Annotated in this window: 26 protein-coding genes and 3 tRNA genes; 22 read left to right on the forward strand and 7 right to left on the reverse strand. The window is 67.3% G+C overall.

Annotation, left to right across the window (positions count from 1 at the left end):
- From AC1DW4_RS13995 to AC1DW4_RS14010, 4 genes are all read left to right on the forward strand, one after another.
- Window positions 1–144, forward strand: a 144-nt coding sequence (locus tag AC1DW4_RS13995) for an EF-Tu C-terminal domain-related protein (RefSeq protein WP_477017546.1), incomplete at its 5' end; no start/stop codon positions are given.
- 173 nt (window positions 145–317) lie between these two features.
- Window positions 318–662, forward strand: a complete 345-nt coding sequence (locus AC1DW4_RS14000; protein ID WP_477017875.1) for a glycine zipper domain-containing protein — start codon at window positions 318–320, stop codon at window positions 660–662.
- Window positions 659–982: a hypothetical protein gene (locus AC1DW4_RS14005; protein ID WP_477017876.1), complete on the forward strand. Its 324-nt coding sequence runs from the start codon at window positions 659–661 to the stop codon at window positions 980–982. The genes AC1DW4_RS14000 and AC1DW4_RS14005 overlap by 4 nt, the downstream gene beginning before the upstream one ends.
- Window positions 983–990: 8 nt before the next feature.
- Window positions 991–2,601 carry a carboxylesterase/lipase family protein gene (locus tag AC1DW4_RS14010; RefSeq protein ID WP_477017877.1) on the forward strand — a complete coding sequence of 537 codons (1,611 nt, stop codon included), beginning with the start codon at window positions 991–993 and terminating at the stop codon, window positions 2,599–2,601.
- A gap of 51 nt (window positions 2,602–2,652) precedes the next feature.
- On the opposite strand, the gene AC1DW4_RS14015 is transcribed toward AC1DW4_RS14010, so the two are convergent.
- Window positions 2,653–3,759, reverse strand: coding sequence for a L,D-transpeptidase family protein (locus tag AC1DW4_RS14015; RefSeq protein WP_477017878.1), 1,107 nt, complete (start codon window positions 3,757–3,759; stop codon window positions 2,653–2,655).
- Between the two features lie 144 nt (window positions 3,760–3,903).
- Here AC1DW4_RS14015 and AC1DW4_RS14020 point away from each other — a divergent pair, with 144 nt between their 5' ends.
- The 11 genes from AC1DW4_RS14020 (at window position 3,904) to AC1DW4_RS14070 (ending at window position 10,811) form a co-directional block, all read left to right on the forward strand.
- Window positions 3,904–4,035: a hypothetical protein gene (locus AC1DW4_RS14020; RefSeq protein ID WP_477017879.1), complete on the forward strand. Its 132-nt coding sequence runs from the start codon at window positions 3,904–3,906 to the stop codon at window positions 4,033–4,035.
- Window positions 4,036–4,135: 100 nt separating this feature from the next.
- Window positions 4,136–5,470, forward strand: a complete 1,335-nt coding sequence (locus tag AC1DW4_RS14025) for a hemolysin family protein (protein ID WP_477017880.1) — start codon at window positions 4,136–4,138, stop codon at window positions 5,468–5,470.
- A gap of 95 nt (window positions 5,471–5,565) precedes the next feature.
- Window positions 5,566–5,641, forward strand: a tRNA-Trp gene (locus tag AC1DW4_RS14030).
- 81 nt (window positions 5,642–5,722) lie between these two features.
- A complete protein-coding gene (gene secE, locus AC1DW4_RS14035) occupies window positions 5,723–6,034 on the forward strand; it encodes a preprotein translocase subunit SecE (protein WP_477017881.1) in 312 nt (103 codons plus the stop codon).
- 22 nt (window positions 6,035–6,056) lie between these two features.
- Entirely contained in the window at window positions 6,057–6,638 is a 582-nt protein-coding gene (gene nusG, locus AC1DW4_RS14040; RefSeq protein ID WP_477017882.1) for a transcription termination/antitermination protein NusG, read from the forward strand.
- A gap of 306 nt (window positions 6,639–6,944) precedes the next feature.
- Window positions 6,945–7,376 carry a 50S ribosomal protein L11 gene (gene rplK / locus AC1DW4_RS14045; RefSeq protein WP_013269214.1) on the forward strand — a complete coding sequence of 144 codons (432 nt, stop codon included), beginning with the start codon at window positions 6,945–6,947 and terminating at the stop codon, window positions 7,374–7,376.
- Between the two features lie 3 nt (window positions 7,377–7,379).
- Entirely contained in the window at window positions 7,380–8,069 is a 690-nt protein-coding gene (gene rplA, locus AC1DW4_RS14050; RefSeq protein WP_477017883.1) for a 50S ribosomal protein L1, read from the forward strand.
- Window positions 8,070–8,211: 142 nt separating this feature from the next.
- Window positions 8,212–8,715, forward strand: coding sequence for a DUF2059 domain-containing protein (locus AC1DW4_RS14055; protein ID WP_477017884.1), 504 nt, complete (start codon window positions 8,212–8,214; stop codon window positions 8,713–8,715).
- A gap of 318 nt (window positions 8,716–9,033) precedes the next feature.
- Window positions 9,034–9,549, forward strand: a complete 516-nt coding sequence (gene rplJ, locus AC1DW4_RS14060; protein ID WP_477017885.1) for a 50S ribosomal protein L10 — start codon at window positions 9,034–9,036, stop codon at window positions 9,547–9,549.
- Window positions 9,550–9,611: 62 nt separating this feature from the next.
- The gene (gene rplL, locus AC1DW4_RS14065; protein ID WP_477017886.1) at window positions 9,612–9,998 is read left to right on the forward strand and encodes a 50S ribosomal protein L7/L12; all 387 of its coding nucleotides are present in this window, start codon (window positions 9,612–9,614) and stop codon (window positions 9,996–9,998) included.
- A gap of 132 nt (window positions 9,999–10,130) precedes the next feature.
- Entirely contained in the window at window positions 10,131–10,811 is a 681-nt protein-coding gene (locus tag AC1DW4_RS14070; protein ID WP_477017887.1) for a type 1 glutamine amidotransferase domain-containing protein, read from the forward strand.
- Here AC1DW4_RS14070 and AC1DW4_RS14075 read toward each other — a convergent pair.
- Both AC1DW4_RS14075 and alr read right to left on the reverse strand, forming a co-directional pair.
- Window positions 10,808–12,793, reverse strand: coding sequence for a M61 family metallopeptidase (locus tag AC1DW4_RS14075; protein WP_477017888.1), 1,986 nt, complete (start codon window positions 12,791–12,793; stop codon window positions 10,808–10,810). The two genes, AC1DW4_RS14070 and AC1DW4_RS14075, sit on opposite strands and share 4 nt — an antisense overlap.
- Before the next feature lie 604 nt (window positions 12,794–13,397).
- Window positions 13,398–14,438 (reverse strand): alanine racemase, encoded by a 1,041-nt coding sequence (gene alr, locus AC1DW4_RS14080; protein WP_477017889.1) that lies wholly within the window; start codon window positions 14,436–14,438, stop codon window positions 13,398–13,400.
- 131 nt (window positions 14,439–14,569) lie between these two features.
- Here alr and gltX point away from each other — a divergent pair, with 131 nt between their 5' ends.
- Entirely contained in the window at window positions 14,570–15,931 is a 1,362-nt protein-coding gene (gene gltX, locus AC1DW4_RS14085; RefSeq protein ID WP_477017890.1) for a glutamate--tRNA ligase, read from the forward strand.
- A gap of 51 nt (window positions 15,932–15,982) precedes the next feature.
- On the opposite strand, the gene AC1DW4_RS14090 is transcribed toward gltX, so the two are convergent.
- Together AC1DW4_RS14090 and AC1DW4_RS14095 are read right to left on the reverse strand one after the other, a co-directional pair.
- Entirely contained in the window at window positions 15,983–16,303 is a 321-nt protein-coding gene (locus AC1DW4_RS14090; RefSeq protein WP_477017891.1) for a DUF8200 family protein, read from the reverse strand.
- Window positions 16,304–16,448: 145 nt separating this feature from the next.
- Window positions 16,449–17,051 (reverse strand): LOG family protein, encoded by a 603-nt coding sequence (locus AC1DW4_RS14095; RefSeq protein ID WP_477017892.1) that lies wholly within the window; start codon window positions 17,049–17,051, stop codon window positions 16,449–16,451.
- An 84-nt stretch (window positions 17,052–17,135) separates the two neighbouring features.
- Here AC1DW4_RS14095 and AC1DW4_RS14100 point away from each other — a divergent pair, with 84 nt between their 5' ends.
- On the forward strand, window positions 17,136–17,870 hold the full coding sequence (locus AC1DW4_RS14100; RefSeq protein WP_477017893.1) for a hypothetical protein: 735 nt from the start codon (window positions 17,136–17,138) through the stop codon (window positions 17,868–17,870).
- Window positions 17,871–17,892: 22 nt separating this feature from the next.
- Here AC1DW4_RS14100 and AC1DW4_RS14105 read toward each other — a convergent pair.
- Window positions 17,893–17,967, reverse strand: a tRNA-Asn gene (locus AC1DW4_RS14105).
- A gap of 65 nt (window positions 17,968–18,032) precedes the next feature.
- On the opposite strand from AC1DW4_RS14105, the gene AC1DW4_RS14110 reads away from it, so the two are divergent.
- Window positions 18,033–18,839, forward strand: a complete 807-nt coding sequence (locus tag AC1DW4_RS14110; RefSeq protein WP_477017992.1) for a TrmH family RNA methyltransferase — start codon at window positions 18,033–18,035, stop codon at window positions 18,837–18,839.
- 235 nt (window positions 18,840–19,074) lie between these two features.
- Here the strand turns inward: AC1DW4_RS14110 and AC1DW4_RS14115 are convergent.
- Window positions 19,075–19,148, reverse strand: a tRNA-Cys gene (locus tag AC1DW4_RS14115).
- 161 nt (window positions 19,149–19,309) lie between these two features.
- Here AC1DW4_RS14115 and AC1DW4_RS14120 point away from each other — a divergent pair.
- From AC1DW4_RS14120 to AC1DW4_RS14135, 4 genes are all read left to right on the forward strand, one after another.
- Window positions 19,310–19,939, forward strand: coding sequence for a protein-L-isoaspartate O-methyltransferase family protein (locus AC1DW4_RS14120; RefSeq protein ID WP_477017894.1), 630 nt, complete (start codon window positions 19,310–19,312; stop codon window positions 19,937–19,939).
- Between the two features lie 132 nt (window positions 19,940–20,071).
- Window positions 20,072–21,565, forward strand: coding sequence for a TolC family outer membrane protein (locus AC1DW4_RS14125; protein WP_477017895.1), 1,494 nt, complete (start codon window positions 20,072–20,074; stop codon window positions 21,563–21,565).
- Window positions 21,566–21,690: 125 nt separating this feature from the next.
- Window positions 21,691–22,299 (forward strand): DUF2497 domain-containing protein, encoded by a 609-nt coding sequence (locus AC1DW4_RS14130; RefSeq protein ID WP_477017896.1) that lies wholly within the window; start codon window positions 21,691–21,693, stop codon window positions 22,297–22,299.
- 126 nt (window positions 22,300–22,425) lie between these two features.
- Window positions 22,426–25,269: a valine--tRNA ligase gene (locus AC1DW4_RS14135; RefSeq protein ID WP_477017897.1), complete on the forward strand. Its 2,844-nt coding sequence runs from the start codon at window positions 22,426–22,428 to the stop codon at window positions 25,267–25,269.
- The last annotated feature ends 126 nt before the right edge of the window (window positions 25,270–25,395 follow it).

Consider the following 25,395-nt stretch of genomic DNA (forward strand, 5'->3'; position numbering starts at 1 on the left):
GTCGAGATGATCATGCCCGGCGACAACGCCGAGCTGAACGTCGAGCTGATCACGCCGATCGCCATGGAAGAGAAGCTGCGCTTCGCCATCCGTGAAGGCGGCCGCACCGTCGGCGCCGGCGTCGTCGCCAAGATCATCGCCTGATCTTAAGGGCGCTAACGCTCGCCGCGCGGCGGCTCGCTGCTTGAGCGCGTGAGTGACTGAACCGAGCAAGGCCTCCCGGTGCGAACCGGGGGGCCTTTTTCTTTGGCCACCTCCGCCACGGAACGCGCGACCGGCTCCCTGCGTTGGCCAGAGAGTCTGTTCAGGAGCCCTCCATGAAGATCCTCATCGCCTCGGCCGTGGCCGGTGTTTCGCTGATGTCGCTGAGCGCCTGCGCCACGACGGACGGCTATGCCTCTCGCTGCGAGCGCGACTATGCGGAGAACCAGCGGTATGCCACGGCCAGCGGCGCGGCCTTGGGGGCCATCGCGGGGGCGGCCATCGCGGGCGACGGTAATCGCGAGCGCGGGGCGGCGATCGGGGCCCTGGTCGGCGGACTGGCCGGCAACCAGTTGTCGGAGCGGGACGACCCCTGTGGCTATGGCTTTGGCGGCTACAATCGCGACGGACGCTATGGCTATGAGCGGGTGCCGCGCCGGGGCAGCTACGGCTACTATTGAGCCGCTATCCGACGACACCGGACGGCCGATATTTCGTCGTGCGCGGGCGGCTGTGGCGAGCTTCGAACCCGGCGTTGACCGAGTCGCAACGACAGCAGCACGTCGATGAACTGATGCGGGCGCGACGGGCGGTCCGGACCGCGCTGGAACGCAAGGAGTCCGCTACGCTAAAGGCCGCGCGCGGTGCCGTCCAGGCCGCCAAGGTGGCGCTGGGCGAGCGCGGTCCGGTCTGGTGCCACGACGGTGCGCCGGACCTGAACAGGCACATGGCCAGGAATACCCCCTATGCCGCGTGGCATGCCGGGTTGGACGCGGGCTAGAAGGAGGCATGCTGGCTCGTCTTCTCGCGCTCGTGGCGCTGATCCTCCTCGGCGGCTGCGTTTCGACCCATCCGGGGGGCGTGGATCATGTGCGGTTCGCGCGTGATCGGAGCTTCGTGACGGCGACGACCGAGGCGGGTGTCGTGAGGGGCGTTGAGGGGGCCGGCGTTCGCGCCTTCCTGGGCGTTCCCTATGCCGCGCCGCCGGTCGGCGATCTGCGGTGGCGAGGGCCGCGTCCGGTGCAACGCTGGAGCGGGGTGCGTGACACGACGCGGATCGGCTCCGACTGCACCCAGGCACTGGGACGCGAGGCGATTCTCGGCGGGGGCGGCGGACTGGTGGTCGGGGCCGAGGACTGTCTGTTCGTCAACGTCTACGGGCCTGCGGGCGCGGTCGAACGACCCAAGCCGGTCATGGTCTATTTGCACGGCGGTGCCTTCACGATCGGGGCCGGGGCCAACTATGACCCCAGCCGGCTGGCGGCCGAGCAGGACCGGGTCGTCGTCACGGTCAACTTCCGGCTGGGGGCACTTGGGTGGCTGGCGTTGCCGGACTTCGAATCCGAGGGGGAGGGCGTCGGTGGGAACTGGGGGCTGATGGACCAGCAGGCGGCGCTGCGCTGGGTGCACGACAACATCGCGGCGTTCGGCGGCGATCCGATGAATGTGACGGTGTTCGCCGAAAGTTCGGGCGCATGGAGCGCTTGTTACCTGATGGCCTCACCGGGGTCGCAGGGGCTGTACAGCCGCGTCATCCTGCAGAGCGGGCCGTGTCTGGAACCCTCGTCGCTGAATGCGGCGACGGACCAGGCGGCGCCGGGGCTGCTGTTCGCGGCCAATCTGGGATGTGAGGGGCCGGACGTGGCCGACTGTTTGAGGCGGACCCCCGCCTGGCGGATCGCTCGGGGTGCCTCGACGCGCTCGGGGATCAACGGACCGGGGTCATGGGGGCCGGTCTATGGCGACGCCCTAGTGCCGCTGAGTCCGCCGGAGGCCTTCGCCAACGGGGCCTTCACCCAGGTGCCGGTCATGGTGGGGTCCAACACCGACGAGGGGCGGCTGTTCGCCGTCGAGGTGCGCGACATGGACCGCTATGAAAAGGAGACCCACTGGCTGTACGGCGACGCGGGTGCGCGCGTGCTGGAGCGTTATCCGGTCGGGGCCGAAGGTCCGGCGGTGGCGATCGCCCAGAGCTTCACCGACAGCCGATTCTCATGCCCGGCCGATTCGCTGCGGCGGCTGCTGGCGCGGCACGTTCCGGTCCACGGATATGAGTTCGCGGACCGCGAGGCGCCCTTCATCCTCCCCGACTGGATCACCGGGCTGGACATGGGAGCCTATCACGCCAGCGAGCTGGCCTATGTGTTCGGGACCTCGTGGATCTTCACTGACACGAAGCGGTGGACGCCGGAACAGAGGGCGCTGTCGGGGCGGATGATGGCGCTGTGGGCCGGGTTCGGTCATGACACGGACTTCGACGCGCGCTGGCCCCAAGTGTCGGACGGTGGCGGGCCGGTCGTGGTGTTCGAGCCGGCGGGTGACACAGTCGATGCGACCTTCCACGACCGGCACCAGTGCGGCTTCTGGGGCGGAACGGACTTGGGACCTGTGGAACCCTGATGCCTGGCTCTGATCCGGGCGGAAAACCGCCTGCACTTTTCCTGATCAGGGCTACCTGAACACCACCTCGACGCCGGGCTTGACGGCCTTCGCCAGCTGTTCGGCGCTCCAGTTCGTCAGGCGGACGCAGCCGCTGGAGGCGGTCTTGGCGATCCTGGACGGCTCGGGCGTTCCGTGGATGCCATAGGTATCGCGCGACAGCTCGATCCAGACCGAGCCGACCGGGTTGTTGGGACCGGCGGGAACGACGACCTTCTTGTCGCCCCGGTCGTAGCTGACCCGGCTGGGGTCATAGGTGTAGTCCGGCTCATTGGCGACGCCGAGCACGGTCAGGCGGCCGGTTGGCGCGGGGCGGGCCGAGCTGCCGACCGTGGCGGGATAGAAGGCCAACAGGGCTCCGTCGGCCCCGAAGGCCCGCAGGGATCCCTCGGCCTTGCTGACCGTGATGCGGGTGACGGCGGCGGGCAGGGGCTGATCGGCGACGGCGGGGACCAGGATCGCCTGGCCCGCGTGGGTGAAATCGACGCCGGGGTTGATGGCTGTCAGCAAGCCCTCGGTCACGTGAAAACGCTCGGCCAGCATCTCCAGTGGATTGCGATAGGACAGGGCGGCCAATTCGCCCTGTGCGGCCAGGTCGCTCGGGATGTTGGCGACGAACGGTCCGGCCACGTCGGCGGGGCTGATCGTATAGGTCGTGGTGACGGCTCCGGCGTTCTGGGTCAGGCGGGCAAAGACCTGTTCGTCCAGCTGGCCGTCGACCGTCAGGCCATTCGCCTGTTCGAAGGCCGCCACGGCCTGCTCGGTATTCTGGCCGCCCAGACCGTCGATCGAGCCCGGAGAGAAACGGGCTCGGTCCAACAGGATTTGGGCTCGAACGATGTCGGGGCGGGGAGGGGCCGTGGTGGCGGCCGCCGCACCTTCGTCACCGGGGGCGGTGGGGGCTGCGTTGGGCGCCGACGGCGTGGGCCGGGTCTGGGGTGACGTGGCCGACCACGCGGCGGTCTCGATCGACTGGGCCGAGAGCGGTCCGGACGCCCCAACCTTGGCCTGAGGGGCGGAGGCCGGCGTCGCCTGCGTCGTCTGTTCGGGATCGGGCGCGCCGCAGGCGGCGAGGGAGACAGAGGCGAGAAGGGCGACGGCAAGCGAAAGGCGGATCATGAAACGGGCACTCTGAGGGGACTGGATTAGCCAACCCGCCGATGCGTTTACCGTTCCGCACAACCGGTGGCGGGTGACCGCTTGCCCGGAACCGAATCCCGGCGTCTAGGTTCGATATCGGACGTTAGGATTTTGGTAACCTTCATGCGGCGCGCCCTGCACATCGGCATCTTCATCGGCACCCTGATCGGGGTCTCCGCATGCGCGATGGCGAATGATGGTCGGGGTCCCACCAGTGGGGCCTATGGCTCGGTGGATGCTGGTCGAACCCGCTGATCCCGGCCCATAAGGAAATCGTGGCGAAAGCGGCCACATTCGGCTAACGATACAGGGCGGACGCCGACTGTCGCGCCGCGTCGGTCCCACTCCCCCCTAGATGTTACTCATCGCCATCGTCGTCGTTCTGCTCCTCGTGGTGCTCAACGGCCTGTTCGCCGCGACCGAGATGGCGGTCGTTTCGTCCCGGAAATCCAAGCTGCAGAGCCGCGCAGAGCGCGGGGATCGCGGGGCCCGTGCCGCCCTGCAGCTGTCGGAAGACCCCACCCATTTCCTGTCTGCGGTCCAGGTCGGCATCACCCTGATCGGGATTCTGGCCGGTGCCTATGGTCAGGCGGCCATCGCGGGCGAGCTGACCCGCATCATCGAGGCGGCCTTTCCCGCGACCATCAACTATGCCGAGTTCGCATCGACGGCCGTGGTCGTGGTGGGCATCACCTATGTGTCGCTGATCGTGGGCGAGCTGGTGCCCAAGCGGCTGGCGCTGATCTTTCCCGAATCGATCGCGGCCAAGATGGCGGCACCGATCTCGACAGTGGCGATCGTGCTGCATCCTTTCGTGGTGCTGCTGACGGCCTCGACCTCGGCCATCCTGAAGATCATGGGCGTCAAGGACCGCGACGGATCAGACGTCACCCAGGAAGAGGTCGAGACCATGATCGCCGAGGGCACGGCGTCGGGTCTGATCGAGCCCGAGGAACAGACGATGATCGAGGAAATCCTGCGCCTTGGCGATCGGCCGATCCGGGTCGCCATGACGCCGCGCCACGAGGTCTTCTGGGTCGCGCTGAACGACACCGAGGAGGTGCTGCGCGAAGAGGTCCGTACCTGCCCGTATTCGCGGATCGTGGTGGCCAAGGAGAACGACGTCGATAACCCGCTGGGCGTCGTCCACAAGAAGGACCTGCTGGACAGCCTGCTGGACAACGGCGAGTTCAATATCGAAAAGCACGTCCAGACCCCGGCCTTCATCCCACAGTCGACCTCGGTGCTGAAGGCGCTGGAGATCCTGAAGGCGTCCAAGGTCCACATGGCCTTCCTGGTCGACGAGTTCGGCGCGTTCGAGGGCGTGGTGACGGCCACCGACCTGCTGGAAATGATCGCCGGCGACTTCGACGAGGGCCATGACGACGCCGACGTCAGCGTGCGCCAACGCGAGGACGGCACCTGGCTGGTCGACGGCCAGACCGATCTGGACGAGCTGTCCGACGTGCTGGGCGAGGACTTTGGCGAGGCGGACGGCTTCCACACCATCGCCGGCCTGGTGCTGCACCAGCTGTCGCGCGTGCCCGACGAGGGCGAGATCCTGCAGCTGGGCCGGTTCGAGGTCGAGGTCATCGACATGGACGACCGGCGCATCGACAAGCTGCTGTTCAAGCAGGTCGTCAACAAGCAGGACGAGGCCGACGCGGTCGCGGCGCACCTGGATCACTGATCCGGCCTTGAAATGGCCCGCCGGGTCAGGCATAGCCCCCCGTCTGGCGAACGGACGCGCCGCGGGGCTTGCCCCACGGCGTTTCTGACTTGTCTAGGAGTTTAGCTCAGCTGGTAGAGCACCGGTCTCCAAAACCGGGGGTCGTGGGTTCGAATCCCCCAACTCCTGCCATTTCCCCCCTGTCGTCGCAGCCTGGGCCTCCCCATCTGCGGAGGCCGGACCCGCGTTCGAAACGAGACCCGCAAGACGATCATGGCCAAGCCCCATTTCCCCGGCCGTCGCACCGGCAATCCCGCCGCCCGTGCCAAGCCGCAGTTGGCTACGGCGGCTGCCGCCTCGACCGTCACGGTGGACGCCCCCGCGCCCAAGAAGCGGACCTCACCCGGCCAGTTCATCAGCCAGGTCCAGGCCGAGGCCAGGAAGATCGTATGGCCCAGCCGCAAGGAAACCTGGATCACCTCGGTCATGGTTTTCATGATGGTCGCGATCGCGGTCGTCTTCTTCTGGGCGGTCGATACGGGTCTGGGCTTTGCCTCGACCTGGATCCTGGCCATCGGACAATAAGAAAAAGAAGGAAGACGCGCCCATGACGGATGCAGCGCCCGAAACCAAAGTGGCCTCCAACCCGCGCCACAAGTGGTACATCGTCCACGCCTATTCGAACTTCGAGAAGAAGGTCGCCCAGCACATCCGCGACCAGGCCAAGCAGCGCGATCTGGAGGAATGCTTCTCCGAGATCCTGGTGCCGACCGAGGACGTCGTAGAAATCCGCCGGGGCCGCAAGGTCAATTCGGAACGCAAATTCTTCCCCGGCTATGTGCTGGTGAAGATGGAGCTGACCGACGACGCCTATCACCTGGTCAAGGACACGCCCAAGGTCACGGGCTTCCTGGGCGCGGCGGGCGGCACCAAGCCGCTGCCGGTCAGCGAGCGCGAGGTTCAGGCCATCATCGGCGCCGTGGAAGAGGGCGTCGAGCGTCCCAAGCCCACGATCCGCTTCGACATCGGCGAGACCGTCAAGGTCATCGACGGACCGTTCGCCAGCTTCGACGGCCAGGTGGAGAGCGTCGACGAGGACGCCGCCCGCCTGCGCGTCGCGGTGTCGATCTTCGGCCGGCCGACCCCGGTGGATCTGGAATACAGCCAGGTCGAGAAGAACGCGGCTTGATTTGGCGTCTCCTCCCCATCGGCTGCTTGGCCGGTGGGGAGGGGGACCACGAAGTGGTGGAGGGGTTCTTGACGCGCATGCGATGTCGCCGCGCAAGAACCCCTCCGTCACGATGCGGAAGAAGCGTCGCGCCACCTCCCCATCGCTGCGCGACAGGGAGGAGACTTTGATTGCCACCCCGGCTTCACCCTGCTAAACGCGCGCCTCCCGTGGCTCCGGCCCCGGGGCAAATCCGTGGGAGGCAGCCATGCCGCACCACGGCTCACCGGCCCCGATTGAGTTCGCGGTCATTCACAGGAGAGACCAATGGCCAAGAAGATTCTGGGCTATATCAAGCTGCAGGTGCCGGCCGGTTCGGCCACGCCTTCGCCGCCCATCGGGCCCGCACTGGGTCAACGCGGCGTGAACATCATGGGCTTCGTCAAGGAGTTCAACGCGCGCACCGAGAAGGAAGTGAAGGGCACGCCCCTGCCGACCGTGATCACGGTCTATCAGGACAAAAGCTTCACCTTCGTCACCAAGACCCCGCCGGCCACCCACTACATCAAGCAGGCCGTGGGCATCACCTCGGGCGCCAAGCTGACGGGCCGCGAGACGGTCGGTTCGATCACCCGCACCCAGCTGCGCGAGATCGCCGAGAAGAAGATGAAGGACCTGAACGCCAACGATCTGGATGCGGCCGCCCGCATCATCGAAGGTTCCGCCAAGGCCATCGGCCTGAACATCGTGGAGCGCTAAATCATGGCCAAGCAAACCAAGCGCGCCAAGGCGTTCACCGCCGACACCCAGGCCCTGATGACCGTCGCCGACGCCATCGCCGCCGTGAAGTCGCATGCCTCGGCCAAGTTCGACGAGTCGATCGAGATCGCCGTCAACCTGGGCGTCGATCCGCGTCACGCCGACCAGCAGGTCCGTGGCGTCGTCAACCTGCCGTCGGGCACCGGCCGTGACGTCCGCGTCGCCGTCTTCGCCAAGGACGCCAAGGCGGCCGAAGCGACCGCCGCCGGCGCCGACATCGTGGGCGCCGAGGATCTGTACGAGAAGATCAACGGCGGCTTCATGGACTTCGACCGCGTCATCGCGTCTCCGGACATGATGGCCCTGGTCGGTCGCCTGGGTAAGGTGCTGGGCCCGCGCGGCCTGATGCCGAACCCCAAGGTCGGCACCGTGACCCCGAACGTCGGCCAGGCCGTCAAGGACGCCAAGGGCGGCGCGGTCGAGTTCCGCGTCGAGAAGGCCGGCATCGCGCACGGCGGCATCGGCAAGGCCTCCTTCACCCAGGAAGCCCTGGAAGCCAACGTCCGCGCCTATGTCGACGCCCTGCAAAAGGCCCGCCCGACCGGCGCCAAGGGCACCTACGTCAAGCGCATCAGCCTGTCGTCCACGATGGGTCCCGGCGTGAAGATCGATCCGGCCTCCGTCACGGCCTGATCCCGACACCCGTCGGAAATGAATGAGGGCGGTGGCCGCAGGGTCGCCGCCCTTTTTCGCGTCTGCGTTGCAGCCCTGCGCTATTCAAAGCGGCTCAGGACAGCCAGGTTGCTTCTCGAATGTTGACGGGGCTACGAACGAAATGCGCCATTTGTTGATTGCAGCCATCGCCGTATCTGCGCTGTGCACGACCCCCGCTTTGGCCCAGGACGCCGACAGCGACGCTCGCGCAGCCCTTGCCGAGCGACTGGTCGATGCGACGGTTCGAGATGGACTGGACAAGGCGCTGCAACGCTCGGTGGACGCCGAGGTGGAGAACAGCGAGCTACCGGCGGAGCAGGTGCGCTGGATGCAAGCCAACATGCCTGAAATGTTGGGCCGCCACATGGTCGGCATGCTCGAGCATACCGAGGAGCTCTACGCCGAACGCCTGACGCTGGAGCAGTTGACTGCGCTTGTCGCTTTTTACGATACGCCCCAGGGCCGAGAGATTGCGGCCCGGCAATTCGACCTCAGTGCTGAGGTTGGGGCGGATATGGGCCCGATGCTGCAGGCTTTCCTGACCGATCTGGTGACCAAGTTCTGCGCAGCCTTCGAATGCCCGACTTCAGCAGCAAGCTCGAACCCTGCCAAAAGGCAAGACTGAAGTTGATTTCCGCCTGCGCTGCTGTATAGAGCGCGCTCTTCCGTCGAGACCCCGGTCCCGACGGTCCTGTCCGAGAACTTCGGGATCCAGGGGTCACCTGGGTCGTAAATGCTGGAGAGCCCTCCAGTGCCGTGGGGAGATGGGGACGCAAGACGCAAGGTCGGCCCGGTATCCGGGACGGAACCCCGTCAGCATCCTTCGGACATCGCTACCCGGCCCGAACGCGCCGCGTTTCCCCTTGGGGCAGACGCATCGCGCTCTGGCCAATCTCGTCGTCGGGAATAAGCCCGGCGGCGAACCTCAAGACTGGAGACCGCAATGGATCGCGCACAAAAGGCCGAATCGATCGAGTCGCTCAAGGGCGTCTTCTCCGATGCAGGCAGCGTGGTCGTGGCCCATAACCTGGGCCTGACCGTTGCGGAAATGGAAGACCTGCGGGGCCGTCTGCGCACCGCCGGCGGAGCGTTCAAGGTGGTCAAGAACCGCCTGGCGCTGAAGGCACTCGCGGCGAATGACGGCAGCGACTACCACAACCTGTTCAAGGGTCCCGTGGGCATCGCATACGCCGAAAACCCCGCCACGGCCGCCAAGGTCGCGACCGAGTTCGCCAAGGGCAATGACCGCTTCGTCATCGTCGGTGGCTTCATGGGCGAGACCGTCGTCGACGTCAAAGGCGTGGAGAGCCTCTCCAAGCTGCCGACGCTGGACGAAATCCGCGCCTCGCTGCTCGGCCTGCTCAACGCGCCCGCGACCAAGATCGCCGGTGTCGTCCAGGCTCCCGCCGCACAGCTGGCCCGCGTCTTCAGCGCCTATGGCGCGAAAGAAGCGGCATAGGCGACCGACCTTCCATCTTCGCAAACCTCTACTGAACCCCATCCTCCGAAGGAAAACTGACCATGACCGACCTGTCCAAGATCGTCGAAGACCTGTCCAAGCTGACCGTCCTCGAAGCCGCCGAACTGTCCAAGCTGCTGGAAGAGAAGTGGGGCGTCAGCGCCGCTGCTCCGGTCGCGATGGCGATGCCTGCCGGTGGTGGTGCCGCTGCTCCGGCTGAAGCCGCCGAAGAGCAGACCGAATTCACCGTCGTGCTCGTCTCGGGCGGCGACAAGAAGATCAACGTCATCAAGGAAGTCCGTGGCGTGCGTTCGGACCTGGGTCTGAAGGAAGCCAAGGACCTGGTCGAAGGCGCTCCGCAGAACGTCGTCGAGAACGTCTCCAAGCAGAACGCCGACGAGATCGCCAAGAAGCTGACGGAAGCCGGCGCGACCGTTCAGATCAAGTAAGCAAAGCCACCTGCGGCCGTTTGGTCGCGGATCGCTTTTCGAGGGGCCCGGCGGGAAACCGCCGGGCTCTTCTGCGTTCAGACCGGCAATGGCCAAGCCTGGCTGTATTTTCATCTGAACGGAGTCCCCGCCATGAACATCCTGATGATACTGACCTCGCACGATCAACTCGGCGACACCGGCAAGAAGACGGGCTTCTGGCTCGAGGAGTTCGCCGCGCCGTACTATGTCCTGAAGGACGCCGGGGCCGAGATCACCCTGGCCTCGCCCAAGGGCGGCCAGCCGCCGCTGGACCCCAAGAGCGATGAACCTGACGCCCAGACCGAGGCGACGAAACGCTTCAAAGCCGACGACGCGGCCCAGGCGGAACTGGCCAGCACCCACAAACTGTCGGACGTGCAGGCCGGGGATTTCGATGCCGTCTTCTATCCGGGCGGTCACGGCCCGTTGTGGGACCTGGCCGAGGACCGCGCTTCGATCGACCTGATCGAGGCGTTCGCCAGGGCGGACAAGCCGGTGGCCGCCGTCTGTCACGCGCCGGGCGTGCTGCGCCATGTGAAGGGCACGGACGGTGAGTTCCTGGTCAAGGGCAAGAAGGTCGCCGGGTTCACCAATGGCGAGGAGGAGGCGGTCGGCCTGACCGACGTCGTGCCCTTCCTGGTCGAGGATATGTTGAAGGCGAATGGCGGGCTGTATCAGAAGGGTGCCGACTTCGCGCCATTCGTCCTGACCGACGGCAAGCTGATCACCGGCCAGAACCCCGCGTCTTCCGAAGAAGCCGCGAAGGCTCTGCTGGGTCTCCTGAAGGGCTAGCGCCGCCGGGGCGTGACGATGTCGGCGAGGCGGTCGGGGGTGCCTTCGATCCGCTCCAGCCGGGGGTAACGGAGCCCCTCGGTCCAGGCGAGGTCGAGGGTGCGGATGCGCGTGCCGTTCTTGAGCGTGAGCCGGATCGGGGTGGTGCCGCCCTTGGAAGCCGTGACGGCGTCGCGCAGGACCTCGGGGCTGGCGGCCTTGTCGCCGACGGCGATCAGGTCCCACCCCGCGCCGATGCCGGCTTCGTAGATCGGTCCACCCCAGCGGATGCCGCTGATGCGGTTGGTCGGGCCGCTGAGGCTGAATCCCAGCGAATACTGGAAGTCAGAGCCCCAGTTGCCGCTCATGGCCTTTTCCTCGGCGGAAGGCGTGTCGACGTAGATCAGCCGGTACCCGGCGCGCTCCAGGCCATCGAGCGGGGCTGTTGCATCCGGGCCGCTGGCGTCGAGCCGGGTGCGCAGGAAGGTGGCCCAGTCGTATTCGGTGACGCCATTCAATGCTCCGACCACATCGGCGAAGGTATAGCCGTTTGGCACCCAGACCCCGTCGGAGCCCTGCACGCCCGCGCCGAACATGGCCTTGGCGAAGTCGTCCAGCGATTTTCGGCCGTTCGTCCGTTCACGGATCAAGGTGTCGGCATCCAGCCAGATCAGCGCCGCCTCGTCGTAATAGTCGCTGGTGCCGCGCATCCACGACCCCCACTGACCGGGTACGCGGTAGCCGAGCAGGTTGTGGTTGTTGGTGTCCTGCAGAGTGCGCCAGGCCCGGCCCGGCTGGTTCTGATAGAAGGCCGCGCGATTGGCCAGGATGATGCGGGTCTGATCCAGGGTGTGCAGGCCGCTGCGGGCCGACAGCACGTCGCCCCAATATTCGGTCTGGCCCTCATAGACCCAGAGCAGGCTGTTCTCGGTCGGCACATTGTAGTTTGCGGTCAGCTCGTCCGCCGGGCGACGGAACTTGCCGTTCCAGGAATGGGTGAACTCGTGCGGCAGCAGCGAGCGGTTGCCGACCGACCGGCCCCAGTTGGTGAAATAGTCGGGCGAGGCCGTGTTTTCGGAACTGCGGTGATGCTCCAGCCCGATTCCGCCCAGCTGGTCGGTCAGGGCCAGCAGGAACTCGTAATGGTCATAGTGACGCGCACCGAACAGGCGGTCGGTCTGGGCCACCAGGTTTTCGTAGTAGCCCAGCTGTTCGGCGGTGGGGGCGATGTTGCCCGGCTCGTCGGAGACAATGTTCAGGTGGACGTTTTCGCCGGCCGGGTCGATGTCGATGCGGCGATAGTTGGCCCCGGCGAACATGGGGCTGTCGACCAGGGTGTAGAGATCGACGGGCGCGAACCGGGTCACGTCGTTCTCGTGGCTGAGGGTGGTCAGGGCGGTGCCGTAGTTCCAGCCGGCGGGCAGCTTGACCGAGGCTTCCACCATGATGCCGGTGGAGAGGTATCCTGCCGGATACAGGATGGCTTTTTCCCACTCCAGATTGACGATCGAGGGGGTCATGACGACGCGCCAGTTCGCGTTGTCGGCCTGGGTCAGCCACTGCAGGTTCACCTCGATCTCCGACACGCCCGCAGGGACGTCGAGGTGGAAGGCATAGGGGTCGACGGCGTCGCGGCGCCACTCGATCCGCTGGCGGTTGGCGATCATGACGACCCCGGCCAGCAGCTGGATCGGTCCCGAATCGGCGTGATTGCCCGGCAGGTATTTCGGATAGAGCAGGGTCAGGGGGCCGGGGCGCACCGGGATGAACTGACGCGCCGAGATCACGCGGTGATCCAGGTCGGTGACGTCGGCCTCGTAGCGGATCGTGCCGGGATAGGTGGCCTGGGTCGGGGTGGGGATGGCCGGGCTGTCGGGAAAGCCACCGATGTTCGGGGCGGTGGGGCCCGCGCCGGTTCCGATGCGGCCATCGGTGCTCTGGGCCATCGCGGGGGCGGCGGAGAGCAGAGCGAAAGCGCAGGCAGTGACGAGCAATCGGGACATGGCGGGATCCGGGCACAAAATGGGGAAGGCCAGAGATCACGACGGTAGGGCAGGGAGGTCAAGCGCGAAGGTGGCCGGAGTGGCAAGAACCCCTGCGTCCGCTCGCAAGGGCTCGCAGCCACCTCCCGTCCCTTCGGGACGGGGGAGGAGACGTGTCTGATCGCTCTTCCGCTGCGAACGGTGGGGAGGGCGGGTGTTGGAAACCTTGGGGTTTTCGGGGTCAGCGCGGACAACGGTGGCTGTCGTGGCGGACAGGAAGGAAGGGTTTCTTCACAGCGAGCACGGAGGAAGCAAAGCCACGAAGGACACGACGGGACCGCGTGTGCGGTTGCGGTCGGGGAAGGCCTTCGGGATGGATCGCGGCGAAACCGCCATTTCTTTCAGGCATCAGGAAGGGGCGGCGAACGTTGATGACGCTCGGTTCCGCCGTGCTCTTCGTGCCTTCCTCCGTGCTCTCCGTGATGAACCTGTCCGACCGCGCAGGTCTGTCAGATCGGTGCCTTGCACCGTCTTGCCCGACCCACCCGGTCTCCGCTGCGCTTCGACCATATGGGAGCCGATCGTATGCGATCGGCCTCATGCCCCCGAGGGGGAGGGAGAACGCTCATCGACCCACATATCGCCTCGGTACCCGCGCGGTGACCGAGGTCAGGAGATCGTAGCTGATCGTCCCGGCCGCCGCGGCCGCGTCGTCGAGGGGGCTGTTGGGGCCAAACAGTTCGACCGTGTCGCCGACCGTCACGTCGAGCCCGGTCAGGTCCACGGCGATGACGTCCATGGAGACGCGGCCGAGGATTGGCCGCAAGGCGTCGGCGACCCAGACCTGGCCTCTGGGGGAGTGGCTGCGCAGGACGCCATCGGCATAGCCCGCGCCGCAGGTGGCGATGCGGCGAGGGGTGTCGGCGACGAAGCCGCGCGAATAGCCGATGCTCTCGCCGGCGGGGACATCGCGGACCTGAAGGACCCGGGCGGACAGGGCGGCGACGGCCCTGATCCGATCGTCCGGACGGCCTTCGGGGCCGCCGCCATACAGACAGATACCGGGCCGGACCGCGTCGAAGGCGTAGTCGGGGCCCAGGAAACAGCCGCCGGAGTTGGCGAAGGATCTGAGCGCGCCGGGGTAGCGGGCCGCGATGGCGGCGAAGGCGTCGCGCTGTCGCCGGTTCATCGGCTCGGTAGGGTCGTCGGCGCAGGCCAGATGGCTCATGACCAGCGACAGGCCGTCGAACGGCTCGGGGGCGGCCTCTACCCGGAAGCCGAGCCGGTTCATGCCGGTATCGATCTGGAGGCCGCAGGCTCCGTCGCCCACTGCGCGCCAGGCCATGAGTTGATCGGTGTGGTTGAGGATGGGCCGGAGATCGGCCGTCTTCAGCGCCTGGGCGGCGTCGCCGACGCAGCCGTCCAGCACATAGATGGTGGGCTCCGGACCGAGGGTGGTGCGCAGGACGAGACCCTCGGCCAAGCGCGCCACGAAAAAGGTCCGCGCGCCTTCGGTCATCAGCCGGGTGGCGACCGGGACGGCACCGAGGCCGTAAGAGTCGGCCTTGACCACCGGATGCACCGGCGCGCCGGATACGGCCTCGAGCGCATGGAAGTTGTGCGCAAGGGCATCCAGATCGATGGTCAGGGTCGCGGTCGCGGTCATCGTCGCCTTATGCCGCAAGATCGTTGCGCGGGAAGCCGAAAATCGAGGATGACCGCCGGTTCGCGGCTGTCCTTGACTTGAGAGGCGGGACGAACGACCTGTGCGCCTCGCTTTCAAGGTCGCCTGTCCCCATGTCCGCCCACCCGCCCGTCAAGGTCCGTTTCGCCCCGTCGCCCACCGGCAAGCTGCATGTGGGCAACGTCCGCACCGCCCTGGTCAACTGGATGTTCGCCAAGGGGCAGGGCGGATCGTTCGTGCTGCGGATCGACGACACCGACCTGGCGCGATCGACGCCCGAGTTCGAGCAGGGGATCGAGGACGACCTGACCTGGCTGGGTCTGGTCTGGGACGAGCGGTATAACCAGTCCAGGCGGTTCGAGCGCTATCACGACGCGGCCGAGCGACTGAAGGCCGCCGGGCGGCTGTATCCGGCCTGGGATACGCCCGAGGAACTGGATCGTCGCCGCAAGGTGCAGCTGTCGCGCGGCCTGCCGCCGATCTACGACCGCGCGGCCCTGGCGCTGAGCGAGGACGAGAAGGCCGCGTTCGAGGCCGAGGGCAGGAAGCCGCATTGGCGCTTCAAGCTGGACGGCCGCCGCGTGGCCTGGGAGGACCTGTCGCGCGGCCATGCCGAGGTGGACACGACCTCCATGTCCGATCCGGTTCTGATCCGAGAGGACGGGCTGTATCTTTATACCTTGCCGTCGGTGGTGGACGACATCGACATGGGGATCACCCACGTCATCCGGGGCGAGGATCACACGACCAATACCGGCGCGCAGATTGAGATCTTCGAGGCGCTGATCGCAGCCGGTCTGGGGACCACGGTGCCGACCTTCGCCCACATGCCGCTGCTGGTCGGGGCCGATGGCGCGGCGCTGTCCAAGCGGCTGGGGTCGCTGTCGGTCGCCGAGATGCGCGAGCAGGGATACGAGCCGATCGCCATCACCAGCCATCTGGGCCGGATCGGGACCTCGGACCCGCTGGAGGTCGCCGACAGCATCGAGGCGCTGGGGCAAGGCTTCAGCTTCGACAAGATGGGCCGGTCGCCGGCGCGGTACGACACCGACGATCTGGACCGGCTGAACGCCCAGGCGCTGCACGCCATGCCCTATGCGGTGGCCAGGGATCGGCTGGCGGCGCTGGACTGCGACCTGGGCGAGGCGTTCTGGGAGGCGGTGCGGGCGAACCTGACGAAGTTCGGCGACGTGGTCGATCTGGCCCGGATCGTGCGGGGCCCGGTGACGCCGGTGATCGAAGATCCGGCCTTCGCGGCGGCGGCCCTGGCCGTGCTGCCGCAGACGATCGATGCGGGGGCCTGGTCGGTCTGGACCAGCGCGGTCAAGGACAGCACGGGGGCCAAGGGCAAGGCCCTGTTCATGCCGCTGCGCCACATCCTGACCGGGCAGCCGCACGGGCCGGACATGGCGACGCTCGTGCCTATGATCGGGCGCGAGCGGATCGAGAAGCGGCTGAAGGGCGAAGTGGTCTAGGGCCGTGGTCTCCTCCCCATCCGCGGAGCGGACGGGGAGGATACGGCGGGATCAGGCGTTGGCGGCGGCGATGTTGCAGGCGGCGAGCTCGTCGTCGCTCAGCGTCGTGCCCTTGTAGGTGAAGCTGGCCAGGGCGACGCCGACGCGGGCGACCACCCGGCGGCAGGCGCGGCTGGCAGGCTGGGACTGACCGCCGGTCCCGACGCAGACATTCTCTGTATTGCAGCGCCAGTTGACGCCGTCGATGAGGATCGGGGCCTGCGGCGTGAAGGCGACGTTCTGGACCGTGAAGGTGCTGGTGCCGCCAGGCAGGGCCTGGGTGGCGGTGGCCGGGGCAAGCAGAAGGGCGGCGGCGAGGAGGACAGCGCGCATGAAGAGGCTCCGAGATGGGACCGGGCCGGATCGGCCCTCAGTGTCAGCGCCCCGATAGTGCGTCTTTTTTAGAAACTGTCAATCTGCGTTTTTGAAACAGACGGACGATGCATCCTCGATGCGGCGTTGACTAAGCGATGATCACTTATCGACGATCATGTTGCAAGACCGCGTCGGTGCCCCGTGCCATCTGCGTGATGGCATCCTCGACGGTGTCCGCGACACTCCAGGCTTGGAGGAAGGATTCCGGCGTGAAGCCCGACGCCACGCTGTGGCGCATCAGGTCGAAGAAGGTGTCCCAGAAGCCGTCGATGTTCAGGAAGATAACCGGCTTGCCATGCAGGTCCAGCCGCTTCCAGCTCAGCAGCTCGACGACTTCCTCCAGCGTGCCTATGCCGCCCGGCGCGACGACGAAGGCGTCGGACTGGTCGTACATGATCTGCTTGCGCTCGTGCATCGAGGTGACGACCAGGGTCTCGACCTCGTCGAACAGGCGTTCGCGGCTGCGCAGGAACTCGGGCATGACCCCCAGGACCCTGCCGCCGGCGGCGTGTGCCGCCCTGGCAGAGGCCCCCATCAGGCCGACGCCTCCGCCGCCATAGACCAGCCGCCACCCCGCACGAGCCGCAGCCGTGCCGAAGTCGGCGGCGGCGCGTGTGTATTTGGGATCGGCCGCATCGGAGGAGCCGCAGAACAGGCAGACGGATGACCCGTCGAAGGGGGCGATGCGAGGCTCCGGAGGGCTCATGGGTTCTCTACGGCAAGGTGGGGCGAGACAGCGCGCCGATGGACGGGCTATCGAGACGCCTGTCCTATAGTCGCGGCGAGCCCGATGAAACGCCTCTTTGTCATTCAGATGATGTTCGGCGCGGCCCTGCTGGTGGCGGCGTGCGGATCGCCGGCCGAAAAACCGACGGGCTCAGAGACGGCCAACAACGGCTGGATCGCAGAGCCGCGGGTGGAACAGGTCACGCGTGGAGGGGACGCCATCCATGTCATCGGCATGGCGGCGCCATTCGGGCGCGTGGTCCTGACCGGAGCGGACGGCGTCGCCTTTGCCGCCGGAGCGGACGAGGCGGGGCATTTCGATATCCGGCTGCCGGCCCCCAAGGCGGATGCGGTGCTGGCCGTGGAGGCGCAGGTGGGCCAGATCGCCTATCCCGCGCCCGGACGGCTGCTGGTCTCGGCCGATCCTCGCGGGCCTGTGGCCATCCTCGGCATTGGGGCGCCGACTCGACGGCTTGATGGGGCGGGCGCGCTGGACGCGATCGACGCCGACGGTCGCGCGGGCTTTCTGTCCGGTCGGGCCGCCGCGAACACAGAGGTCGCGATCGTCCGCAACGGCGTGGGTCTGACCGCGAAGAGCGATGCGGAGGGGCGTTGGATGCTCGCCGTCGGCGACGATGCGGGGGCTGGGTTGAGGGTGGGCGATCGTGCATTCGTCCCGCCCGAGTTGACGGGCGCGGCGGAAAACGGTCTGGCGCGAGCCGGGCAGGGATGGCGGATCGCGTGGACGGGTCCGGACGGCGCGCGTCAGGTCACCTGGTTGCCCGATCGATCTCGATAGCCATGTGCCTGGAAAGGCCGAGTGGCTCCGCGGGTAGGATTCGAACCTACGACCAGCCGATTAACAGTCGGCTGCTCTACCACTGAGCTACCGCGGAACAGAGGCTCGGGAGGCGGGCCTATAGCAGCGGCCGCATCGGCGGCGCAACGGGAAATGTCGGCCATGTGGATCGAGACCATCGACGACCCAGACGACCCGCGCGTCGCATCCTATCGCGATATCCGAGAGCGCGACCTGACGGGGCGGGAGGGACTGTTCATCGCGGAGGGGGAGGTCGTTCTGCGCACCCTGCTGTCGGCGGCGTCGCTGTGTCGGCCGCGATCGGTGCTGATCGCCGCCAGCCGGGTCGAGGCCCTGACGTCGATGCTGCGGGCCGTTCCGTCCGGGGTGCCGATCTTCGCGGCGAGCCAGGCCGTGCTGGACCGGATCGCTGGCTTCCCTCTTCACAGAGGCATCCTGGCGCTGGGAGAGAAGCCCCGGCCGGCAGCGGTGGAGTGGGTTCTCGAGGATCTGGCGGACGATGCGGTGGTCGTGGCCGCGTCAGAGATCGGCAATCACGACAACATCGGCGGGCTGTATCGCAACGCCGCGGCGTTCGGAGCGGCGGCCGTGCTGACCGACGAGCGGTGCGGCGATCCCTTCTATCGCAAGTCGATCCGGGTATCGGTCGGGGCGGTGCTGCGCGTGCCGGGTGCCGCCGCCCCCTCGCTGGCGGCCCTTATCGACGCGCTGGAGGTGGCGCGGTTCGAGGTCATCGCACTGTCGCCGACCGCCCGTGAGCCGCTGAATGCCTTGGAGCCCGGTGGCCGACGGGCCTTGCTGCTGGGGTCGGAGGGGCCGGGGCTGCCCGACTGGGCCATCGCGAGGGCTCGCGGCGTCGGCATTCCCATGGCGGGCGGGTTCGATTCGCTGAACGTGGCGGTGACGAGCGCGCTGGGGCTGTATCAGCTGACCCAGCGGCAAGCGTGACAGTCACCAAAAATTCAACGCATTAACGCTTCGTCCACCTTGATGAACCGTGAAATCTGTGGCGCTGTGTCGGTCCGGGGAGGGGACGACATGGCGAGCATTCTGGGGTTCATGAGCCGCAACATGCGCATCGCGCTGGCAGGCGCGATCGTCGCCGGTTGCGTCGGTGCGGCGGGTGCCATCGGCTGGATGACCGCACCGCTGTGATTAAGCGCTGATCCCGACGGGATCGCGATGGAGGCCTGACCGGGAATCGAACCCGGGTGCAAGGATTTGCAGTCCTCTGCGTCACCACTCCGCCATCAGGCCATAGGGCCGTGTGACGGGCCCCCAGATCGCGAGGGGCGGTTGCTATCAGATCGACCTGACCCCTGCAATGATTGTCCGCCGCAATGATTGTCGGCTGCGACGCGCGGACCTATAAGCGCGCCAGAATCCCGGCGTGGCCGGGCCAAGGGACGTTACGGAAAATGGATTTCGCCGCCGCACGCAAGGTCATGGTCGATTCCCAGGTGCGGGTGAACGACGTCACCGACCGGGGGTTGCAGGCCGCCCTGCTGGCCGTGCCGCGCGAGCGTTTCTGTGCGCCCGAGCGCGCCTTTGCCGTCTATGGCGAGGTCGAGGTCGAGATCGCTGGCGATCGCCGCCTGATGCAGGCGCGTGAGGTCGCCAAGCTCGTGCAGGCGCTGAACGCGCGGTCTGGCGAGAGCGCCCTGGCCATCGCCGCCCCCTATGCCGCCGCCGTGCTGGCCCGGCTGGGCCTGCGCGTGACGGCGCAGGAGGCCGATGCGGCCGTCGCCGAGATCGTCGGACCCGCGCTGGAAGACGCCGGGGTGGCCGTGCACGTCGCGTCCCTGAACACGCCGGCCGGTCAGGACTGGGACCTCATCGTCAGCGAGGGTGCGGTGGCGGCGCGACCGACGGCCTGGCTGGAAAAGCTGCGGATCGGAGGCCGGCTGGCGGTCGTCGAGCGCAGCGGGCCCAATGGGCGGGCGGTCCTGTATGTCCGGGGTCGCGAAGGCTATTCGCGTCGGGAACTGTTCGATGCCGCTCCGCCGGTCCTGGCCGAAATGACACCCGCGCCGGCATTCGCCCTCTGATAACCGCCTTGTTGCGGTCTGGGTCTGGCGGTCGGGTGAAAAAAACTTAACTGGCGTCAGGGACGGGACGCCCCCACTACCCCGTTCCAGAGGGATACCGGCACCGTTCGCGGGGCCCATCAGGATATGACCATGTTCAAACGCTCGCGTGCGCTCGCCACCGTCGCCCGAATCTCGCTGGTCACCGCCGTCGCGGTCGGCCTGGCCGGCCCGTCGTTCGCCGAGACGCTGCAGGAAGCGATCGCCCTGGCGTACCGCACCAACCCGACCCTGCAGCAGCAGCGCGCCAATCAGCGGGCGCTGGACGAGCTGGTGCCGCAGGCGCGCGCCGGCCTGCGGCCCGAAGTCAGCGTCAGCGGGTCGGCCAGCTACAGCCGCACACAGGGCGGCGGCCTCGGCACGGTCGAGAGCGACACGGGCGGTGCCAGCATCGACCTGTCGCAGACCCTGTATTCCGGCGGACGCATCGCCCACGGCATCGATGCCGCCACCGCCAATGTGCTGAGTGGCCGCGAATCGCTGCGCGCGATCGAGCAGCAGGTGCTGGCCTCGGTGATCCAGGCCTATGTCGACGTTCAGCGCGATGTCGAGATCCTGCGCATCCGCGAGGCCAACGTCGCCGTCCTGCGTCGCCAATTGGACGAATCGAACGCCCGCTTCGAGGTCGGCGAGATCACCCGCACCGACGTGTCCCAGTCCGAAGCCCGCCTGGCCCAGTCCGAGGCCGATCTTGCCGGGGCGCAGGCGCAGCTGTCGGTGTCGCGCGCCGCCTATGCCGCCGTGGTCGGCCAGGCCCCGGCCAATTTGGAAGAACCGCCCGTCCTGCCGGGAATCCCGAACGACTTCGACGTCGCCCTGGATGTCGGTCTTGCCGAGAACCCCGGCATCACCGCCGCCCAATACGACCTGCAGGCCGCAGAGGCGCGCCATGCCCAGGCCAAGTCGGCCTTCCTGCCCAGCGCGCGAGCCACGGCCTCCTATGGCGGGTCCGGCGACCTGACCAACTTCGATCTGGCCGACCGCACCAGCTTCCAGGCCGGAGCCTCGATTTCCGTGCCCCTGTTCACCGGCGGTCTGAACCGGTCGCAGGAAGTCCAGGCGCTGGAACAGGCCAACGCCGCCCAGATCGAGATCGAACGCCAGCGCCGGACCGTGCTGCAGAACGTCTCCAGCGCCTATGCCCAGGTCATCTCGACCGCGTCGCAACTGACGGCGGGTCAGGCGGGCGTGCGCGCCGCGACCGTGGCAGCCGAGGGCGTGCGTCAGGAGCAGCAGGTCGGTCTGCGAACCACGCTGGACGTGCTGAACGGCGAACTGGAACTGCGCAACGCCGAGATCAACCTGGCGAGCGCGCGCCGCAATCAATATGTCGCCCAGGCCCAGCTGCTGGCCGCGATGGGCCGGTTGGGCGCCCGCGAACTGGATCCCTCGATCGAGCTTTATGATCCCGCAACCAATGGCGACCGGGTCAGCCTGCGGGGCGCCTTGCCGTGGGAAGGTCTGATCGAGACGCTGGACCGGATCGCCGCGCCGCCGGTTACCCCGGCCGCCGACACCGAGGACGCGCCGATCGATACCCAGCTGAAATCCGAAATCGTTCAGACGGCTCCGACCGGGGCCAATTAACCCAACAGGCGAAAAGGCCCGTTGATTCCAAAGGGCGTAGATGCGACGAAATGCTGTGGGCCGGACCCGTGTCCGGCCACTCCGCTCTCGCTGCTCGCCCGCGCAGGTTCTTCGAAGGCCAGACCATGACCGACACGACAGCCCAAGAACCGACGATGGAAGAGATCCTGGCGTCGATTCGCCGGATCATCTCGGAAGACGACGCGCCGGCGGCGGAGGCTGCGCCGGCGGCTGCGCCCGAGCCGGAGCCGACGGCCGAGCCCGAGCCCGTGGCCGCCTTCATGGACCCGACCCCTTCGACGACGGATGCGGAACCGGCTGCCGAGGACGAGGAAATTCTCGATCTGACCGATCGCTATGAGGCCCCGGCCGCCCAGTCGATCGGCGACCTGGACATCGGCGTCGCAGATTCCGAGCCCGAACCCTTTCCCACGATCTTCGATTCGGAGCCCGAGACCGTGCATCCCGAACCCTCGCCCAGCACCTCGTCCGTCGACCACGAGACGCTGGTCAGCGAAACGGCGGCGGCCAGCGCGGCCTCGGCCTTCGCCGGCCTCAGCGCCGCGTTCCGCCAGCCCGAGCCGACCCCCACGGGTGGCACCGGTCCGACCATCGACGATCTGGCGCGCGCCTTGCTCAAGCCCATGCTGAAGGAATGGCTGGACGCCAACCTGCCCGGCATCGTGGAAGCCGCCGTACGCAAGGAAGTCGAACGGATCGCCCGCTCCGCCTAGCCCCCGGCGTCACCTGCCACTAAGACCACCAGGGGCGGCTCCGACGGGGCCGCCCCTTTCTGTTTTCCGGACCCGCCCTCAAGTAGCGAAGCGCCGCGCGCGGAGCGATAGGGCAAAGAGAACGCGATGCTTGAGAAAACCTTCGACCCCACGGCCGCCGAGCCGCGTCTGTATGCCCAATGGGAGGCGTCGGGAGCCTTCGCGCCGCAGGATCGCAATGGGCCTGACGGCGCGGCCGAGGCCTATTCGATCGTCATCCCGCCGCCCAACGTGACGGGCTCGCTGCACATCGGCCATGCGCTGAACAACACGCTGCAGGACATCCTGGCCCGCTATCACCGGATGCGCGGCAAGTCGGTGCTGTGGCTGCCGGGGACCGACCACGCGGGCATCGCCACCCAGATGGTGGTCGAGCGTCAGCTGGCGGCGGCGGGCAATGTCGGCCGTCGCGACATGGGCCGCGAGGCCTTCGTGCAGAAGGTCTGGGACTGGAAGGCCGAGAGCGGCGGGACCATCGTCCAGCAGCTGCGCCGCCTGGGCGCGTCCTGCGACTGGAGCCGCGAGCGGTTCACCCTGGACGAGGGGCTGAACGCGGCGGTGCGGAAGGTCTTCGTCCAGCTGCACCGGCAGGGACTGATCTATCGCGACAAGCGGCTGGTGAACTGGGACCCGCAGTTCCAGACGGCCATCAGCGACCTGGAGGTCGAACAGCGCGAGGTCGAGGGGGCCTATTGGCATTTCGCCTATCCGCTGGCCGACGGCGTGACCTATGAACACCCGATCGCCTTCGACGACGAGGGCAAGGCCACGGAGTGGGAGACGCGAGACGTCATCGTCGTGGCGACGACCCGGCCTGAGACGATGTTGGGCGACACGGGCGTCGCCGTGCATCCGGACGATGCGCGCTATGCCGGGCTGGTCGGCAAGTTCGTGACCCTGCCGATCGTCGGCCGCCGCATCCCGATCGTGGCCGACGACTACGCCGACCCCACCAAGGGCTCGGGCGCGGTGAAGATCACGCCTGCGCATGATTTCAACGACTTCGGCGTCGGAAAGCGGGCCGGCCTGGAGGCCCTGAACATCCTCGACGCCTTCGCGCGCATCACGACGGCGGACACACAGGACATCCCGGCCGAATACGACGGCATGGACCGTTTCGCCGCGCGCAAGGCCATCGTCGCCCGCGCCGAGGAAGAGGGCTGGCTGCGCGAGATCGAGAAAACCCGCCACGTCGTGCCGCACGGCGACCGATCCGGCGTGGTCATCGAGCCGTGGCTGACGGATCAGTGGTACGTCGACGCCCACACCCTGGCCCAGCCGGCGCTGAAGGCGGTCGAGCAGGGCGATACGGTGTTCGAGCCGAAGTCCTACGAAAAGATCTATTTCGAATGGCTGCGCAACATTGAGCCTTGGTGCATCAGCCGCCAGCTCTGGTGGGGGCACCGCATCCCGGCGTGGTTTGGACCGCCCGCGAATGATGACGGCACGCGTCCCGTTGATCTTTCAAAAGGGGATCTGCGCTTCTTCGTTGCGGAAACGCGCGAGGAGGCCTTTGCCGAGGCGGAGAAGTTCTACGGGTGCCCAGCCGTTGATAGCGACGCTCCCGGCTTTGGAGGCGACGACAGCGATCGCTACTTGGAGGTTCGACTGAGCCAAGAATCGGACGTTCTCGACACCTGGTTCTCCTCGGCCCTGTGGCCGTTCTCGACCATGGGATGGCCGGAGAAGACCGAGGATCTGGCGCGGTTCTATCCGACCAGCGACCTGGTCACGGCGGCGGACATCATCTTCTTCTGGGTCGCCCGGATGATGATGATGGGCCTGCACTTCATGGACGAGGTGCCGTTCAAGCGGGTCATCATCAATGGCCTCGTCCGCGACGAGAAGGGCCAGAAGATGAGCAAGTCCAAGGGGAACGTCATCGATCCTCTGGTCATCATCGATGAGCTGGGGGCCGATCCGTTGCGGTTCACCATGGCCATCCTGTCGGGCACGCGCGACATCAAGCTGAGCCGCCAGCGTATCGAGGGCTACCGCAACTTCGGCACCAAACTGTGGAACGCCGCCCGCTTCAGCCAGATGAACGAATGCGCCCGCGTCGAGGGCTTCGATCCGGCCACGGTCGAGCAGACCATCAATCGCTGGGTCCGGGGCGAGCTGACCAAGACCGAACGCCAAGTCTCCGAAGCCATCGAGGGCGGTCGTTTCGACGATGCGGCGTCGGCGCTGTATCGCTTCGTCTGGAACGTCTTCTGCGACTGGTATCTGGAACTGGCCAAGCCGGTGTTCCAGGGGGCGGACGAGGCGGCCAAGGCCGAGACGCGGGCGATGACGGCCTGGACGCTGGATCAGACGCTGAAGCTGTTGCACCCCGTCATGCCCTTCATCACCGAGGAGCTGTGGGCCGAACTGGGTAAGGAAGGTGTGGCTCGCGACGAGCCCATGCTGATCGGGGCTGAATGGCCTGTGCTGCCGGACACCTTCGTCGATGCAGGCGCGGAAGGCGAGATCGGCTGGCTGGTCGATCTGGTCACCGACGTTCGCGCGCTGAGGGCCGAGATGAATGTGCCGCCGGGGGCCAAGCCGCCGCTGACGTTCGTCGCGCCGGATGGTGTGACGGCCGAGCGGGCCACGCGGCACCGCGACCTGATCCTGACCCTGGCGCGGGTGTCGGAGGCGGCGACGGCCGAGGCGGCCCCTGCCGGGGCGGTGACCTTCGTGTCCGGCGGGACGGCGGCGGCGCTATCGCTGGCCGGGATCATCGATCTGGGGGCCGAGCGCGCGCGCCTGACCAAGGAGATCGCCGGCTTCGAGAGCGACATCGGCCATGTCATGAAGAAGCTGGGCAACCCGAACTTCGTCGAACGCGCGGCCCCGGCCGTGATCGAGGAACAGCGGGCCAAGCTAGCCGAGGCCGAGGCGGGCAAGGCGCGTCTGGAAGCGGCGCTGGAGCGGCTGGCGACTCTCTAGCGCATTCGGGGCATGGTGATGCTGACGCTCTCCGCAGCGACTAGCATGCCCCGCCGCGTTTGGGGGATTAGCCACAGAGCCACCGCCAGGATGACGAGGGCCAGCAGGATCGAGATCGCGCGCATC

It is taken from the genome of Brevundimonas sp. P2_A6 (genome assembly GCF_056404975.1).

Coding starts and splice junctions, on each gene's coding strand:
- gltX (WP_477017890.1), top strand. CDS start 14,570: ATGTCCGCCCACCCGCCCGTCAAGGTCCGTTTCGCCCCGTCGCCCACC.
- rplJ (WP_477017885.1), top strand. CDS start 9,034: ATGGATCGCGCACAAAAGGCCGAATCGATCGAGTCGCTCAAGGGCGTC.
- AC1DW4_RS14075 (WP_477017888.1), bottom strand. CDS start 12,793: ATGTCCCGATTGCTCGTCACTGCCTGCGCTTTCGCTCTGCTCTCCGCC.
- AC1DW4_RS14100 (WP_477017893.1), top strand. CDS start 17,136: ATGAAACGCCTCTTTGTCATTCAGATGATGTTCGGCGCGGCCCTGCTG.
- AC1DW4_RS14025 (WP_477017880.1), top strand. CDS start 4,136: ATGTTACTCATCGCCATCGTCGTCGTTCTGCTCCTCGTGGTGCTCAAC.
- AC1DW4_RS14120 (WP_477017894.1), top strand. CDS start 19,310: ATGGATTTCGCCGCCGCACGCAAGGTCATGGTCGATTCCCAGGTGCGG.
- alr (WP_477017889.1), bottom strand. CDS start 14,438: ATGACCGCGACCGCGACCCTGACCATCGATCTGGATGCCCTTGCGCAC.
- AC1DW4_RS14010 (WP_477017877.1), top strand. CDS start 991: ATGCTGGCTCGTCTTCTCGCGCTCGTGGCGCTGATCCTCCTCGGCGGC.
- AC1DW4_RS14125 (WP_477017895.1), top strand. CDS start 20,072: ATGTTCAAACGCTCGCGTGCGCTCGCCACCGTCGCCCGAATCTCGCTG.
- rplA (WP_477017883.1), top strand. CDS start 7,380: ATGGCCAAGCAAACCAAGCGCGCCAAGGCGTTCACCGCCGACACCCAG.
- AC1DW4_RS14090 (WP_477017891.1), bottom strand. CDS start 16,303: ATGCGCGCTGTCCTCCTCGCCGCCGCCCTTCTGCTTGCCCCGGCCACC.
- nusG (WP_477017882.1), top strand. CDS start 6,057: ATGACGGATGCAGCGCCCGAAACCAAAGTGGCCTCCAACCCGCGCCAC.
- rplL (WP_477017886.1), top strand. CDS start 9,612: ATGACCGACCTGTCCAAGATCGTCGAAGACCTGTCCAAGCTGACCGTC.
- AC1DW4_RS14015 (WP_477017878.1), bottom strand. CDS start 3,759: ATGATCCGCCTTTCGCTTGCCGTCGCCCTTCTCGCCTCTGTCTCCCTC.
- AC1DW4_RS14095 (WP_477017892.1), bottom strand. CDS start 17,051: ATGAGCCCTCCGGAGCCTCGCATCGCCCCCTTCGACGGGTCATCCGTC.
- AC1DW4_RS14110 (WP_477017992.1), top strand. CDS start 18,033: ATGTGGATCGAGACCATCGACGACCCAGACGACCCGCGCGTCGCATCC.
- AC1DW4_RS14070 (WP_477017887.1), top strand. CDS start 10,131: ATGAACATCCTGATGATACTGACCTCGCACGATCAACTCGGCGACACC.
- rplK (WP_013269214.1), top strand. CDS start 6,945: ATGGCCAAGAAGATTCTGGGCTATATCAAGCTGCAGGTGCCGGCCGGT.
- secE (WP_477017881.1), top strand. CDS start 5,723: ATGGCCAAGCCCCATTTCCCCGGCCGTCGCACCGGCAATCCCGCCGCC.
- AC1DW4_RS14000 (WP_477017875.1), top strand. CDS start 318: ATGAAGATCCTCATCGCCTCGGCCGTGGCCGGTGTTTCGCTGATGTCG.
- AC1DW4_RS14135 (WP_477017897.1), top strand. CDS start 22,426: ATGCTTGAGAAAACCTTCGACCCCACGGCCGCCGAGCCGCGTCTGTAT.
- AC1DW4_RS14020 (WP_477017879.1), top strand. CDS start 3,904: ATGCGGCGCGCCCTGCACATCGGCATCTTCATCGGCACCCTGATCGGG.
- AC1DW4_RS14055 (WP_477017884.1), top strand. CDS start 8,212: ATGCGCCATTTGTTGATTGCAGCCATCGCCGTATCTGCGCTGTGCACG.
- AC1DW4_RS14130 (WP_477017896.1), top strand. CDS start 21,691: ATGACCGACACGACAGCCCAAGAACCGACGATGGAAGAGATCCTGGCG.